Origin of the sequence: Proteus sp. fly-1067 (assembly GCF_040139345.1) — a bacterium.
Taxonomy (GTDB): Bacteria; Pseudomonadota; Gammaproteobacteria; order Enterobacterales; family Enterobacteriaceae; genus Proteus; species Proteus vulgaris_B.
The window spans coordinates 203,879-218,411 of the sequence record NZ_JBEEUL010000003.1 but is presented as its reverse complement, the minus strand read 5'-3'; the positions used below and the strand labels follow the sequence as shown (position 1 = coordinate 218,411).

The 14,533-nt window shown below is 35.9% G+C and carries 12 protein-coding genes; 9 read left to right on the top strand and 3 right to left on the bottom strand.

What is annotated here, in order from left to right:
- Window positions 1-50 precede the first annotated feature (50 nt).
- Window positions 51-878: a MurR/RpiR family transcriptional regulator gene (locus ABN217_RS07195; protein ID WP_196553976.1), complete on the bottom strand. Its 828-nt coding sequence runs from the start codon at window positions 876-878 to the stop codon at window positions 51-53.
- Between the two features lie 494 nt (window positions 879-1,372).
- On the opposite strand from ABN217_RS07195, the gene ABN217_RS07190 reads away from it, so the two are divergent.
- The 6 genes from ABN217_RS07190 (at window position 1,373) to tehB (ending at window position 6,524) form a co-directional block, all read left to right on the top strand.
- A complete protein-coding gene (locus tag ABN217_RS07190) occupies window positions 1,373-1,573 on the top strand; it encodes a hypothetical protein (protein WP_196553977.1) in 201 nt (66 codons plus the stop codon).
- 320 nt (window positions 1,574-1,893) lie between these two features.
- Window positions 1,894-2,448: a cytochrome b gene (locus tag ABN217_RS07185; RefSeq protein ID WP_115350697.1), complete on the top strand. Its 555-nt coding sequence runs from the start codon at window positions 1,894-1,896 to the stop codon at window positions 2,446-2,448.
- Between the two features lie 33 nt (window positions 2,449-2,481).
- Window positions 2,482-3,060 carry a YceI family protein gene (locus ABN217_RS07180; RefSeq protein ID WP_072069302.1) on the top strand — a complete coding sequence of 193 codons (579 nt, stop codon included), beginning with the start codon at window positions 2,482-2,484 and terminating at the stop codon, window positions 3,058-3,060.
- 250 nt (window positions 3,061-3,310) lie between these two features.
- On the top strand, window positions 3,311-4,396 hold the full coding sequence (locus ABN217_RS07175; protein ID WP_196554033.1) for a linear amide C-N hydrolase: 1,086 nt from the start codon (window positions 3,311-3,313) through the stop codon (window positions 4,394-4,396).
- Window positions 4,397-4,475: 79 nt separating this feature from the next.
- Window positions 4,476-5,591 carry an NAD-binding protein gene (locus ABN217_RS07170; protein ID WP_241253968.1) on the top strand — a complete coding sequence of 372 codons (1,116 nt, stop codon included), beginning with the start codon at window positions 4,476-4,478 and terminating at the stop codon, window positions 5,589-5,591.
- A gap of 78 nt (window positions 5,592-5,669) precedes the next feature.
- Window positions 5,670-6,524: an SAM-dependent methyltransferase TehB gene (gene tehB / locus ABN217_RS07165; RefSeq protein ID WP_197268945.1), complete on the top strand. Its 855-nt coding sequence runs from the start codon at window positions 5,670-5,672 to the stop codon at window positions 6,522-6,524.
- 74 nt (window positions 6,525-6,598) lie between these two features.
- Here the strand turns inward: tehB and clcA are convergent, their stop codons facing one another.
- On the bottom strand, window positions 6,599-8,020 hold the full coding sequence (clcA, locus tag ABN217_RS07160) for a H(+)/Cl(-) exchange transporter ClcA (protein WP_197268946.1): 1,422 nt from the start codon (window positions 8,018-8,020) through the stop codon (window positions 6,599-6,601).
- Between the two features lie 196 nt (window positions 8,021-8,216).
- Here clcA and ABN217_RS07155 point away from each other — a divergent pair, with 196 nt between their 5' ends.
- Entirely contained in the window at window positions 8,217-9,617 is a 1,401-nt protein-coding gene (locus ABN217_RS07155) for an alanine/glycine:cation symporter family protein (RefSeq protein ID WP_197268947.1), read from the top strand.
- 188 nt (window positions 9,618-9,805) lie between these two features.
- Here ABN217_RS07155 and ABN217_RS07150 read toward each other — a convergent pair whose 3' ends face one another.
- Window positions 9,806-11,287 carry an aldehyde dehydrogenase family protein gene (locus ABN217_RS07150; RefSeq protein ID WP_349459255.1) on the bottom strand — a complete coding sequence of 494 codons (1,482 nt, stop codon included), beginning with the start codon at window positions 11,285-11,287 and terminating at the stop codon, window positions 9,806-9,808.
- Between the two features lie 493 nt (window positions 11,288-11,780).
- Between ABN217_RS07150 and hcp the strand changes: the two genes are divergently transcribed.
- Together hcp and hcr are read left to right on the top strand one after the other, a co-directional pair.
- Complete coding sequence (gene hcp / locus ABN217_RS07145; protein ID WP_197268948.1) at window positions 11,781-13,433, top strand: hydroxylamine reductase; 1,653 nt, start codon at window positions 11,781-11,783, stop codon at window positions 13,431-13,433.
- A 57-nt stretch (window positions 13,434-13,490) separates the two neighbouring features.
- Entirely contained in the window at window positions 13,491-14,495 is a 1,005-nt protein-coding gene (gene hcr, locus ABN217_RS07140; protein ID WP_197268949.1) for an NADH oxidoreductase, read from the top strand.
- Window positions 14,496-14,533: the final 38 nt, after the last annotated feature.

Below are 14,533 nucleotides of genomic sequence, written 5' to 3'. Positions count from 1 at the left end.
TAAATAAAAAACTGCATTTTCATTAAAATGCAGTTTTGGATAAGTGTTAATTAATGTTTTTTTCTAAAGGCAAAAGCAACAGAAATCGCTTGTAGCAAACACATTGTTGATGTTTGAGAGCGAAAGGTTTTTATTTGAGCTTCTTTTACCGTTAAACAAACGTCACTCAAACTTGCCAGTGGACTAATGGGACTGTCTGTAACAATAATTTGTTTAGCTTCTTTATATGTTGCCATCTCGCACATTTTTTGCATTTCATCTGAGTATGGATGGAAATGAATGCCAAAAAGTACATCCCGATATGTAATATTTCTCAATTGCTCTTTGTACATTCCTCCTAAGCTGTTTACAAAGACAGTTTCGCAAGGAATGTGCGAGAGGGCATGAAAAAAATAACTCGCAGCACTGAATGAATGATGAAATCCACAAATATAAATTGTTTCAGCATGTTCGAGTAACTGTACTGTTTTATTTAACATTTCTCTGTGAGTCTGATTTGCCAATTGTTGCAATGAATGGCTATTTGCTTGTGCAAATTCTTGCAAAACATAGGCAGGCTCATTCAGATTAGGGGGGGCCTCTTTATATTTCTGTTTATAAGTTAAATTTTCATTTTCATTTACCATTTCATTCATCAAGTGATGCTGAAATAATTGTTTCATTTCATTAAAACCATTGAAATGAAACGCATTGGCAAAACGAATTAATGTCGATGGAGGAACATTTGCTTTATCTGCAAGGATTGCAATTGTATCAAATGCCACACTGTTTTTATTATCAAGTAGATAATGTGCAACCTGCTGTAGCCTTTTACTTAATCCATTATAGCGGGAGCGAACTTGTTCCTGTAGTTCATTCAGATTTGTTGCAGTAGACATAGTGCCCTCAATAAAAATACTGCTGTAATTGTAGTGTTTTTTGAGTTGAAATTGAATGTTTTTAGCTAATAGCAATTAAAATGAAATATAGAGTTAATTAAAAGTAAATGAACAACCTAAAGGTAATTATTTGATGTTTAAAACTCTATTTTATTTATTCTTTATTGGTTTTATTATCACTTATCGAAATTAATTTTCTTTATTTGAAATTAAATGAAATTAACATTTCATTTTGTTAAGGTGGGGATAATAACAATATCGTTTCTATTTTTTCTATTTTGTTTTATTTAACCTATTTCATTTTATATTGTTGTTAATTTAACTTAGAATATTATTTTTTATTATTGGTGTTGTTGTAATTTAGAAGTTGAAGTATTTTAATATCTTTGTGCGCAATGATTGATATTCATAATACAACACTTGTTTTATTTGTTAATGATAGTAATTTATGACTATCTTAGTTTAAATATACTTATGTTGGTTGAAACTTTTATATGCAAAACGATCATCCGTGGATTAATTTATTAATGCACTATTTTCATGATCACTACTCAGAAATGATGCCTATTATTTTTTTTGTATGTATTGTGGGTATTATCTTTGGTGTTGTACGTGAAATGCGTTGGTTATCCGTTTTTTTTACTGTACCTTTAATTATCATTGTATTTTGTTTAATTAGTTCTAATTTAGGATAAGTAAAATATACAATTGTTATTAAGGTTGTACAATAGTTGTATTGACCTTATTTTTAGACATTATTTTTTTCTTATATTTTCTCCTGTTATTGAATGTTATAAATCAGCAATGTGTTTATTCTATTTTGCCCATAAGCGATGTTTCAACAATACTATTGATTAGATAATCAACTAGGTGACTAATAAGAGATTGTTACATATTGATTATTATTGATAAAGATAAGCAAATTATTTGTTGAATTATATACTAACATTTTATTCCCAATACACTAAACTAGGTAACATTGTTTTAATGAATTAAAAACTATTGGGTTTTTATTATGGAATGGCGAAATAACACTTCTCGCTACGGGTACTTGTCACTCCTTTTGCATTGGGTGTCAGCACTTACTGTCTACGGTATGTTTGCTTTAGGATTATGGATGGTGACGCTAGGTTATTATGATAATTGGTATCATTCAGCACCTGAAATACATAAAAGTATCGGTATTCTTTTATTTATCATCCTAATAGTACGTGTGATATGGCGTTGGATATCACCACCACCTAAAGCATTAGGAAGCTACAGTAAATTTACTCGCATTAGTGCTCATATCGCGCACATGCTCTTATATTTAATTTTATTTTCTATTCTCATTAGTGGTTATTTAATCTCCACTGCTGATGGTCAAGCGATATCTGTATTTGAATGGTTTTCTGTACCCGCTATTTTTACAGGGGGAGCCGAGCAAGCAGATTTAGCCGGTGATATTCATCTTTATTTAGCATGGTCAGTTATTTTGTTATCACTATTACATGTGGCTGGTGCCTTAAAACATCATTTTATTGATAAAGATGTAACGTTAAAACGCATGCTAGGAATGCGAACTAAATAGTTAAATTTATAAAACAAAATTATGGAGATAACCATGTTTAAGAAAGCTTTATTGGGTTTAACAGCTGGTGCGTTGTTATTTAATGCGAGCACTGCTTTAGCCGCAGATTATACTATTGATAAACAAGGTCAGCACGCATTTGTACAGTTTCGTATCCAACATTTAGGCTATAGCTGGTTATATGGCACATTTAAAGATTTCGATGGTACTTTTAGTTATGACAAAGAAGATCCATCAAAAGATAAAGTTGATGTTGTGATCAAAACAGGAAGTTTAGATACAAATCATGCTGAGCGCGATAAACATTTACGTAGTGCTGATTTCTTTAATGTGAGCAAATATCCTGAAGCACGATTTGTATCAACCAACGTTACTCGTGAAGGTGAGAACTATGTAGTGGTTGGTGATTTAACATTAAATGGCGTGACTAAGCCTGTATCATTAAATGCAAAATTAATTGGCGAAGGAACGGATCCTTGGAAAGGTTACCGTGCTGGTTTTGAAGCAACAGGTAAAGTAAACCTAAAAGAATTTAATATTAAATCAGATTTAGGGCCAAAATCACAAGAAGCCGAACTAATTATCTCAGTTGAAGGTGTAAAAAAAGCGTAATTGAACGTTTTTTTGTGATGCAATAAAGCCCCATATGACTTTATATGATTTTTAAACCGATACCTTAGTGTATCGGTTTTTTTATGCGCGATTGAAAATTATTGCCTTATACTTAGGTAATAGTTCTTATTTTTTCATAGGGTTAATTAAGATTTATTTTGACGCTTTACCTATTTTAGGTAAGAACAAAGAGGATCATAACAAAGGCATGTTCATATCCTTATCCCTTTATTTAACGAAAAAAGAGTCAATAATGAAAAAATTACGTCATACTTTTTTGGGTACTCTATTTATTTCTACTTTTTTAACAGCAGGTGTGTCAGAGGTTGATGCGTGTACCCGACTTGTCTACTTAGGTGATAATAATCAAGTCATTACAGCTCGTTCAATGGATTGGAAATATGACATTGGAACCAATTTATGGACATTTCCACAAGGTATGCAACGTTCAGGAGAGGCAGGTGATAATTCAATTAAATGGACATCTAAATATGGAAGTGTTGTTGCATCCGGTTATGATATTTCAACAACAGATGGTATGAATGAAAAAGGATTGGTCGCTAATTTATTATGGTTGGCGGAATCAGATTATCCAGCTTATACCAAAGAAAAACCGGCTATTTCGATTTCAGCATGGGCTCAGTATGTGCTAGATAATTTTGCTACTGTAGAAGAAGCCGTGACAGCATTAGAAAGTGAACCTTTTATTGTTTTAACAGATAAGGTACCAGGACAGGACAGAATGGCGACGTTACACCTTTCTCTTTCGGATGCTACTGGTGATAGTGCTATTATTGAATATATCAACGGCAAACAAGTCATTCATCACAGCAAAGAGTATCAAGTGATGACGAATTCACCTATTTTTTCCGAGCAGTTAGCATTAAATAGTTATTGGCAACAAATTGGTGGAACCGTGATGTTACCAGGAACGAATCGTGCATCTGATCGTTTTGCCAGAGCTTCTTTTTATGTGAATGCTATCCCTAAGGCTCAATCGAGTAAAAAATCGCTTGCTAGTGTTTTTGGTGTGATCAGAAATGTTTCTGTTCCTTATGGATTAAGCACCGCTGAGTCGCCAGAAATCTCATCTACACGCTGGAGAACTGTGGCTGATCATAAGAATCAATTATATTTTTTCGAATCAGCATTATCACCGAATACTTTTTGGGTTAACTTAAAGGAAATTGATTTTTCAAAGGAAAGCGGGAAAGTCATGGTGTTACCATTAGGTGAAGAGCAATCAATCATTTATTCAGCTAATGCAACAAGCCATTTTAAGCCAGCAGAGCCTTTTAAATTTCAAGGATTAGATAATATTCCTTTAAATAACTAGTTGAGTATTCACGATACCTAATATGAAATTATCCGTAATATTAAATGTGATAGAGACATCTAAAGTGACAAGAAAGACGATGTCTTTATTACTTATCTTGAATGGTATATTTATCATTTACTCAATTTTGTTGTCCCGTGGTATTTATCTGGATTGGGAAATACACGGCTTTTCTGCATGGCTTAAATCATTGGGTGTATTAAAGCTTCTCGATATACCTAAAGTGATGTTAGCTTGTGCGCTGATCTTGCTTTCAATATTTATGTATTTAGGTGCAAGGATCGCATGGTGTGTCTCTCTTATTTTATTAGCTACCATTGTTTTTCTTGATGTTGCGGTTTATCAGCAAATTGGTTTTCAGGCTTATTTTTCATTTGCTTTGGTAATTGGATTATTAATCAGTTGGCGAGCCTTTCCACATCATAGTTTAACGAGTGCTGGCTTTGTGGCTTTTATCTGTATCCTTTCTTTGCTGTTATTCTCAATGTTAGGAAGCCTTTATATCGGGGATGAGTTCAGGCCTCATATTACAACATTAATGGATGCATTTTATTTTTCTATTGTCTGTATGACGACATTGGGATTTGGCGATATTGTGCCAATTAGTACAAATGCACGTATATTTACACTGACTGTTGTGATCTTGGGAATAACCGTTTTTACCACATCTATTGTTTATGTCATGGGATTTCTTGCTCGTGGGACTCGTGAGATTGTTAAGAAAAGGATCGCTAAAATGCATAATCATTTTATTATTATTGGCTCTTCGGCACTGGCTTCACAATTAGAAAAGGGATTAAGAGAGCAGGGAAAACCGGTTATTGCGATTTGTACTGATAAAAGTAAAGCTGTTTATGATACGCAAGCTAACATTATTGAAGGTGATCCGACTAACCTTAAGACACTGCAATCCGCTAATATTGCTAAAGCCAGTTGGGTAGCAACTTTATCTGAAAGTGATGCTGAAAATACCTTTATCCTACTCACTATCCAAGAATGTTCTAATGTTGATGCCAAGTTAATTACCATTATTAATCAAGATGAAAATAGAGATAAGATCAGCCGATTACGTCCTGATATGTTGTTTTCTTTAGCGTCGTTAGGTAAAGAAATTATGATGAAGGTATTATGTGGAGAATCTATTTCTTCATCAGATGTGACAGATTTGCTTTTAAACAAATATTTAAAATCATAATTTTGTTCAAACTATCTTTACGAACGATAATGATTACCATAAGATGTATTTAATATGCATCTTAAGTGAGGTTGAATTATGGAACTTGTTAGTTATAAAACAATGCCAGAGTGGACACGAACATCAATTCCTTTGGCGTTATTAGAACGCCACAATACAAAAGAAGGCACTTATGCTCAAATGCGAGTCCTGCAAGGTAATATGACATTTGTTGTATTTAATGATGACGGTTCGCAAATTTCGGTGGATTGTGATACGGAAAATCAACCTCCACTCATTCAGCCTCAACAATGGCATAAAATTGATAAAGCGAGCGATGATGTACGTTGCCAGCTTTCATTTTTATGTGCGCCAGAAGATAAACTTTTTAAAGAAAATGACTTATCACTACCGCATTCTGAAGTGCGTTACATGGCAACATTGACTCAGCCTTGCAAGGTTTTGGATTTAGGTGCAGGGCGTGGACGTAATAGCTTCTATTTAGCGTCTCAAGGGTATGATGTCACTGCATTAGATATTAATGCCTCTCATATTGATGCGATTGAAACCGTTAAAGCTAAAACAGGTTTTGCAGTAAAAAGCGGTTTATACGATATAAATGAAGCTTCACTGACTGAAAAATATGACATTATTATTTCAACCGTTGTGTTGATGTTCTGCCAACGTGAACGCATTGAAAGCATTATTAAAAATATGCAAGAATGTACTAATAGTAATGGTATTAATGTGATTGTTTGTCCGGTTGAAACAGCGAATAGTGATCCTGCTGAAATTCCTTTTAAGACTTTTTTACGCCAAGGCGAATTAGCGGATTACTATAAAGACTGGGAAATTATTAAATATAATGAAAACCCTGGTCATTTACATAAAACTGATGCTAATGGTAATCGTATTGCTTTGAATTTTGCGACATTAATTGCGCGTAAAAAATAATTCAGGTCATAACATTTATTTCAAAATACCCCAATTTTTTAGTTGGGGTATTTTTTTATCTGTTAAAGTCTGTTTTATTGTTGTGGTGATTTATCACTTTTAATGTCATCAGCTTGGTCTGTTTGTTCTTTTGTTTCAGACTTTTGTAAGATGCGTTCTAATAAAACAGTATAAATAGGGCGACCACCTAATAGCTGTGCCAACATTGTCGCTCCTAAACAGGTGATTATCATTGGAAGGATAAGCTGATAATTATCTGTCATTTCTAAGACTAAAACTATTCCAGTTAGTGGTGCTCTTACTGTTGCCGCAAATAAAGCTCCCATACCAGCAATGGCAAAAGTACCAATTTGAATTTGATAATCAGGGAAAAGTAATGTTGCTATTAATCCGAATGCACTACCAAACAGAGTGCCTAATGCGAGAGTGGGGGCAAATATGCCACCTGGAGCGCCAGATGCAAAACTAATAATGGATGTGATCGTTCGTAAAATAAAGAAAAGTAACAGTGCAATAAGAGAATATTGTCCGGTACTGAGTGCTGGAATAATACTAAATCCACCGCCAGTAATTTCAGGAATGATAAGTGCCAATAGGCCACAAAGTCCACCAATAATACCGCCAGTTAAAACAAAACGTGAAGTTTTATCTTGATAAAAATGTTGGAACTGAGTTTGAACATAAAAAAGCAATTTACTGAATATAACGCCAATAACGCCGAATAACATACCTAAGACTAAATATAACCAAAGTGTGTTGAGTGGGGCTGATGAAAATTTACCAATATGAATGACACCGCCTTCACCATTAAATAGGCGAAAGACAATGCATGACATAATTACTCCAATAAAAACCGCTTTAATAGAAATAAGGTTGTATTTAAATTGAGGACGCATCTCTTCAATAATAAATAAAATACCCGCAAGAGGTGCATTGAAAGCGGCTGTTAATCCGGCAGCTGCGCCGGTTGCTAATAATGTGTGACGTGATTCTTTATCTTTTAAGCGAGAAATATCATTAACCAATTGACCAATATTGGCACCCAATTGAACCGTTGGGCCTTCACGACCTAATACCATGCCTGAACCTAATGTTCCAATACTGGCAATAAATTTTACTGGTAATACTCGCCACCAACGAACAGGGCGAATATCTATCATTGCCCCTTCAATCTCAGGGATACCAGATCCTCCTGATTCAGGTGAGAATTTTTTCACTAAATAGTAACCGAGCATGGCTAAAACAGAGGAAAATAACAATGTAATAATTACCAGAACATAAGGATTGGTGAAGGTTTTGACGAGTTCTTCTTGTCTGAAGTTTATAACCCAACTCACACTTTTTTCAAATAAAACACCCACTAATCCAGCAAGCGAACCGACTATGGCAGACAGTAGCAGGACTTTCAGTGGCGCAAGGTTGGTTTCTTGAGCTTTTCTGAATAAATTAAAACGTCGTTCATTTTGGCTATTTTGGATAGATTTACGGTTATGCATAACTTTGATTTATGTATTGTAACAATGAACATAATGATAGCGTAATTTTGTATTGAAGTGATATTTCTCACATAACGTAATCAATTTTAGAGTTAGTCGTTTTTTTTTCTAGCATATTTTCACTTTTTCATCTTTAGTGTAATTGATAACAAAAAATACATATTTATATAACATTTTGGACGAGAAAGGGTAATTTATGGATTTCATCACAAATATATTAAGCGCTATAAATAGCGTGGTATGGGGAGTGCCGATGCTTGTCGGTATTCTAGGAATTGGTCTTTTTATGCAGTTTCGGCTCGGTTTCTTACCTATCCGAAAATTAGGTACAGGATTTAAACTTCTATTTGAAAAAAATGATAAAAGAGGCGAAGGACAAATATCGCCCTTTAATGCATTGATGACGGCACTTTCAGCAACTATCGGAACAGGTAATATCGCCGGTGTTGCAACGGCAGTTGTATTAGGTGGCCCCGGTGCTTTGTTTTGGATGTGGATGACGGCATTAGTGGGGATGGCAACAAAGTATTCTGAAGCTGTATTAGCGGTGCGTTTTCGTGAAGTTGATAAATACGGGAACTATGTTGGTGGCCCAATGTATTACATCAAGAATGGTTTGGGTAAAAAGTGGGTTTGGTTAGGTACCGTTTTTGCTATTTTTGGTAGCTTTGCTGGTTTCGGTATTGGTAATACGGTGCAAGCTAACTCAGTCGCAGATGTATTACAAAGTAATTTTGGTATTTCAACTACCATTACCGCCATTGTGTTAGTTGTCTTAGTTGGCGCGGTACTCATTGGTGGGATCAAACGTATTGCCGATGTCGCGGGTAAATTAGTTCCTATCATGACTGTTGGCTATTTTGGTGCTGGTATTGTTGTTTTAGCGCTAAATGTGACAGCCATTCCTGATGCTATTGTCCTTATTGTTAAATCAGCATTTACTCCAGTTGCTGCTCAAGGTGGGTTTGCTGGTGCAGCCGTTTGGGCAGCGATCCGTTTTGGTGTAGCGCGTGGTGTTTTCTCTAACGAAGCAGGATTGGGTAGTGCACCTATTGCACACGCAACAGCTAAAACACAAAATCCTGTTCGCCAAGGTTTGATTGCGATGTTGGGGACATTTATTGATACCATAATCGTCTGTTCTGTTACGGGATTAACCATCGTTATTACAGGACAATGGCTAACAGGACAAAGTGGAGCGACATTAACTGCCGCATCATTCTCTATCGCTATTCCGGGTGGTAACTATATTGTGGCCATAGCGTTAGCCATTTTTGCATTTACTACTATTTTAGGATGGAGTTTTTATGGTGAGAAATGTGTGCAATATCTTTTTGGACCTAAAGCTATTATGCCATTTCGTATTGCATGGCTGATTGCATTACCGGTAGGGGCAACACAATCATTAGAGTTTGTGTGGTTATTGGCCGATACACTCAATGCAATGATGGCTATTCCTAACTTAATTGCATTAGCTTTATTGAGCCCAGTTGTTTATCGCTTAACAAAAGATCATATAAAAGATGTTAACGCTGATAATATTGGGTTAGATAAAGAAACTCATTCAGTGAGCAAAAAAGAAGCCGAAGCAGAGTAACTCGTTCTTACTTATTGGCTAAAAAACACAACAAAAAACCGTATGCACTTAGAATTTGGCATACGGTTTTTTTTATGGTGATAACTTAAAGTGTGAGAAATTATAGATAATAAAAAGCCTTCTGGGGAGAAGGCGAAGAGATGAGTATAGATATTATATTTATAAGAATTTAGAAAAGAGAGAAAATCTTATTCTTTCATACTGATGAAGATGTTTTTCACTTGGCTATAAGCATCTAACATCATTTTATGTGTTTCACGTCCTAAACCTGATTTCTTGTAACCCCCAAATGGTGCGTGAGCTGGGAGTTCATGATAAGTGTTAACCCACATACGACCAGTTCTTACTGCTTTTGCAACACGTAAGGCTCGGTTAATATCTTGAGTCCAAACACCACCACCAAGTCCATATTCTGAATCATTTGCCATTTCGATCACTTCATCTTCATTATCGAATGGAATAACACATAATACAGGCCCAAAAATTTCTTCTCGTGCAACGCGCATTTGGTTAGTTGCGTTAATGATGATAGTAGGACGAACAAAGAATCCATCATCGTAGCCTTCACCCGTAATACGTTCACCACCAGTTAAAACAGTTGCACCTTCTTTTTTTGCGAGTTCAACGTAGCCTAAGATAGTATCCATTTGATCTTGACTAACTTGTGTACCCATTTGTGTATTAGGATCAAGGGGATCACCGACACGAATACTCTCAAATTCAGTTTTTAATGCTTTCAAAAAGTCGTCATGAATATCTTTGTGCAAGAACAGACGTGAACCTGATTCACAAGCTTGTCCTTGGTTCATCAATATTGCCAATGCTGAATATTTGACCGCTTTTTTCATATTTGCATCAGGGAAAACAATATTGGCTGATTTTCCGCCTAATTCCAGTGTTGCTGGAACCATTTTTTTCGCTGCGGCTTCTGCTACGGTATAACCCACATTGGTAGAACCTGTAAACGCCAGTTTATCAATATCTTGGTGCTCTAAAATAGCTTGTCCTACAACAGATCCACGTCCCGTAACAATATTAATTACACCAGCTGGTAATATTTCATTTAAAATACGACCTAGCTCTAATAATGAAAGGGAAGTCAGTGTTGCTGGGTTAATTACGACAGTATCACCCGCGGCAATTGCTGGCGCCAATTTCCATGCTGCCATTAATAATGGGAAGTTCCATGGAATAATTTGTCCAACTACGCCAATGGGTTCACGAATAACAAGGCTAATGGTATTTTCGTCTAGGACGGCACTTTCATCGGTATGAGAGCGTATCACGCCTGCAAAATATCGAAAATGGTCAATAGAGGCAGGTAAATCTATGTTTTTCGACTCATTGAGTGGCTTACCATTATCTAATGATTCGATCCAAGCAAAGCGTTCTTGCTCTTGCTCTAAGCGATCTGCAATTTTTAATAAGAGGGTTTGGCGCTCTGCTGGAGATGTTTTACTCCATGTTTTGAATGCCTTACGTGCGGCAGTGACGGCGCGATCGACATCTTCGGCACTTCCTGATTGGTATTCACTTAATAATTCACCGGTTGCAGGGCTATAGGTTTTAGTTGTTTTTTGCGATGTGCTAGTTACCCATTCTCCTCCAATTAGCATTTTATAGCTTTCTAGAGGACGAAATTCTGATGGAACATTATTTAGTTTAATCATTTTTAATCTCCAATGTAGGGGTGAGCATCATTTAAACTTATAATTTCATTTCGTAATACTCGTGCTAATAACATATATCAAATGAAATAATTTGATTAGCTATTGATGCAATAGGTGATATTAACTATAAAAAATAGTAATGAATATTACTGATTTAACAAAATTGAATTAATTTAATCGTTTCATCTCTCACTCTTTATATGATTAAACAAAAAATACCCCATCAGTTATTCTTCAATATTCTTTCTCATTTTCTTATCAAAGGTGTAATGCGATTAATCAATCTGTTCAAAAAATCAGGCTTTAGATTTATGTGAAATCAAAAGATAAAAAAAAAATATTAAAAGATTTGCTAGAAATTGCGTTAGATCAAACAACATTTAAATTATTCAATATTGCACTTTCTCTCTGATAAAAATGGCGTATTCTTATGTTGCATATAGAATGCAACTTATAAAAATAAAGCGTTATCTTTTATTAGAAGGAATACGATATGTATTGTGTGCAATGTGAACAAACAATGAAAACGCCTGTAGGTAATGGTTGTGCCTATGCGCAAGGTATGTGTGGTAAAACAGCAGAAACTTCAGATCTTCAAGATTTATTGGTTGCTGTATTAGAAGGACTATCTGCCTGGGCATTAGCGGCACGTAGTGTTGATATTATTGATCATGATGTAGACAGCTTTGCGCCTCGCGCTTTTTTCTCTACGTTAACTAACGTCAACTTTGATTCTGATCGCATTGTCGGCTATGCGAAAGAAGCTATCTATTTCCGTGAAAGTCTGAAGTCTCGTACCTTAGCAAAAAATGCAGCGATTCAGGTCACTAATCCAAGAGCTGAAATTCAATTAGCTGGAAATGATTTAGACAGTTTACAAAAACAAGCCCAGCTATTTGCCTTAAATGGTGATAAAGCACAGATTGGTGATGATCTTCATGGCTTACGTATGCTGTGTTTATATGGCTTAAAAGGTGCTGCTGCTTATATGGAACATGCGCATGTCTTAGGCCAATACGATAATGAAATTTATGCAGAGTATCACCGCTATATGGCGTGGTTAGGAACTGATCCTGCTGATATGAATGAATTGTTAGAAAATGCGATGGGTATTGGTCAAATGAACTTCCGCATTATGGCAATTTTGGATAAAGGTGAAACACAAGCTTATGGTAACCCAACGCCAGTTGCGGTTAATGTGCGTCCTGTTGCAGGTAAAGCAATATTAATTTCAGGTCATGACCTGAAAGATTTACAAATGCTACTTGAGCAAACTGAAGGTAAAGGTATCAACATTTATACTCATGGTGAAATGTTACCTGCTCATGGTTACCCAGAACTTAAAAAATATAAACACTTAGTGGGTAACTATGGTAGTGGTTGGCAGAATCAGCAAATTGAATTTGCGAAATTCCCAGGTCCTGTACTAATGACATCAAACTGTATTATTGATCCTAATGTGGGTAATTACGGTGATCGTATTTGGACTCGCAGTATTGTTGGCTGGCCGGGTGTAAAACACATCACAGGTGATGATTTCTCTGAAATGATTGAACAAGCTCAATCATTAGAGGGTTTCCCATATAGTGAAATTGAGCATTTAATTACGGTTGGTTTTGGTCGTGAAACACTATTAAATGCGGCTGATACAGTGATTGATTTAGTTTCACAGAAAAAATTACGACACGTTTTCTTGGTTGGTGGTTGTGATGGTAGCCGTGGTGAACGTAGTTATTACACTGATCTAGCAAGAGAAATCCCGCAAGATTGTTTAATTATGACATTGGCGTGTGGTAAATACCGCTTTAATAAATTAGATTTTGGTACTTTAGAAGGGTTACCACGCTTACTTGATGTGGGTCAGTGTAACGATGCTTACTCTGCGATTATGCTAGCAGTTAATCTAGCTGAAAAATTAGGTTGTGGTGTCAATGATTTACCACTGTCCTTAATTTTGTCTTGGTTTGAGCAAAAAGCGATTGTTATTTTATTAACTCTGCTTTCATTAGGCGTAAAAAACATTTATACCGGCCCTACAGCACCTGCGTTCTTAACAGACAATCTGCTGGCAATCTTAAATGAGAAGTTCGGTATGCGCTCTATCACTACACCAGAACAAGATCTTAAAGAGATCCTTTCAGCTTAATCGTTTAATTCATCATCATTGCCGAGGCCTACGGGCTTCGGTAAGGAATAAATATCCATGACGATGCCAAGTTCCCTTTGCCCTAATCGTATGCAAGTTCACTCAATTGTTCAGGAAACCCCTGAAGTGTGGACATTAAATTTAATTAATCACGACTTTTATTCATACAAACCAGGCCAATTTGCATTGGTTAGTATCAATAATAGCGATGAAACAATGCGTGCTTACACCATTTCATCTTCTCCAGGATTAAGCCCTTTTGTCACTTTAACTGTTCGCCGTTTAGAAAATGGTATTGGTTCAGGTTGGTTAACATCACAAGTCAAACCAGGTGATTATCTTTGGTTATCTGATGCCCAAGGTGAATTTACTTGTGCAGGAAAAGAAGATGCTCGTTATTTAATGTTAGCCGCAGGGTGTGGTGTTACCCCTGTGATGTCGATGACACGCTGGTTGCTAAATACTCAACCTAAAGCGAATATTACAGTTATTTTTAATATTCGTGAGCAAAGCCAGTTTATCTTTGAGAAAGAGTGGATCGAATTAGCCAATGCGTATCCCTATAATCTCAATTTTATTATGATGCCTAAATTACCTGATAATAAAGGGATATTTAGTGGTCGCATTTCTCAAGAAAAATTAGCTGCATTAGTACCTGATATTGCGAGTCGCACTGTTATGTGTTGTGGCCCAAATAGTTACATGGAAGACACAGGACGTTTTGCAAGAAATCTTGGTGTACCAGCTGAGAATATCTTTATGGAACGTTTTGGTGATGAACCTGTTTGCGTTGATGAAAATGAACAATTAACCATGACTATTCGTCATCCATTATCGCAAATTAAAGTTCCTGTTGGTGTTACTTTGTTAACGGCAATGGAAGAGAATAAAGTGCCTGTTTTTGCTGCTTGTCGTGCAGGAGTTTGTGGCAGTTGTAAAACGCGAATTATTAGTGGTGATTATGATGTTTCCAGCACTAGTACATTAACGCCTGAAGAGATTGCGCAAGGTTATGTGTTAGCGTGTAGTTGCCGTTTAAAAGGTGATGTTGAGCTAGCATAATCTCTTTTGATTAAACTCTTTCCTTCTATTTTTCTATT

Coding starts and splice junctions, on each gene's coding strand:
- hcr (WP_197268949.1), top strand. CDS start 13,491: ATGACGATGCCAAGTTCCCTTTGCCCTAATCGTATGCAAGTTCACTCA.
- ABN217_RS07150 (WP_349459255.1), bottom strand. CDS start 11,287: ATGATTAAACTAAATAATGTTCCATCAGAATTTCGTCCTCTAGAAAGC.
- clcA (WP_197268946.1), bottom strand. CDS start 8,020: ATGCATAACCGTAAATCTATCCAAAATAGCCAAAATGAACGACGTTTT.
- ABN217_RS07155 (WP_197268947.1), top strand. CDS start 8,217: ATGGATTTCATCACAAATATATTAAGCGCTATAAATAGCGTGGTATGG.
- ABN217_RS07190 (WP_196553977.1), top strand. CDS start 1,373: ATGCAAAACGATCATCCGTGGATTAATTTATTAATGCACTATTTTCAT.
- ABN217_RS07185 (WP_115350697.1), top strand. CDS start 1,894: ATGGAATGGCGAAATAACACTTCTCGCTACGGGTACTTGTCACTCCTT.
- hcp (WP_197268948.1), top strand. CDS start 11,781: ATGTATTGTGTGCAATGTGAACAAACAATGAAAACGCCTGTAGGTAAT.
- ABN217_RS07170 (WP_241253968.1), top strand. CDS start 4,476: ATGTCTTTATTACTTATCTTGAATGGTATATTTATCATTTACTCAATT.
- ABN217_RS07180 (WP_072069302.1), top strand. CDS start 2,482: ATGTTTAAGAAAGCTTTATTGGGTTTAACAGCTGGTGCGTTGTTATTT.
- tehB (WP_197268945.1), top strand. CDS start 5,670: ATGGAACTTGTTAGTTATAAAACAATGCCAGAGTGGACACGAACATCA.
- ABN217_RS07195 (WP_196553976.1), bottom strand. CDS start 878: ATGTCTACTGCAACAAATCTGAATGAACTACAGGAACAAGTTCGCTCC.